We start from the raw sequence: 647 nt of genomic DNA, 5'->3' as shown, positions 1-647 counted from the left end.
GCAGGAAGCCGCGGAACGGCGCGAGGCCTGTTCCCGGTCCGATCATGATGAGCGGCACAAGGGGATCGGCGGGCAGGCGGAAGCCTGCCTTGGTCTCGCGTACGATCGCATGCACGGTGTCGCCGGCACGGCGGCCACTGAGATAGTTGGAGCAGACGCCCTTATAGATGCCACGGCCGGAATGCGCGGGGCCCTGGACCACCGCCGTGGTGACGCTGCAGCGTGACGTCTCGCCTTGCGGCGACGACGAAATCGAGTAATAGCGCGGCGCCAAGAGCGACAGCATTTCCAGATAGGCATGGAACGGCAATTCGCAGGCCGGGTGCTCGTCGAGCAGATCGAATACCGATTTGCGTTTGGCCAGAATCTCGCTGCGATAGCGCTCGCTCGCTGCGGGATCGTCGCCGACGTAAGAGAGCAGTTTCGGTTTGGTCATCGGGCAGCGGGTGTTCTCCGCCATGATCTGGATCTGCTTGCGGGTGGCGACCTGCTGCAGCTCGACGAACTCTGTCAGCAATCGGCCGACAGAGACGACATCGCCGACAGGCAATTGCGCGCGGCGGCCCGTCGCGACCTGCAGTCTGATCTGATCGTCCGGCAGGAAGCCGAAGCGGCGCGCGACGGCGTCGACCAAGGCGGGATCGTTG

1 protein-coding gene is annotated in these 647 nt (G+C 64.6%); it reads right to left on the bottom strand.

The window, feature by feature from the left end; all coding sequences use genetic code 11:
* A partial coding sequence (locus tag AC1DU6_RS34395) for a ferredoxin reductase domain-containing protein (RefSeq protein WP_477862952.1) occupies positions 1 to 634 on the bottom strand: 634 nt, incomplete at its 3' end.
* Between the last annotated feature and the right edge of the window lie 13 nt (positions 635 to 647).

The sequence above is a fragment of the Roseateles sp. P5_B10 genome, assembly GCF_056400485.1.
This window is presented reverse-complemented; position numbering and strand designations above follow the sequence as displayed.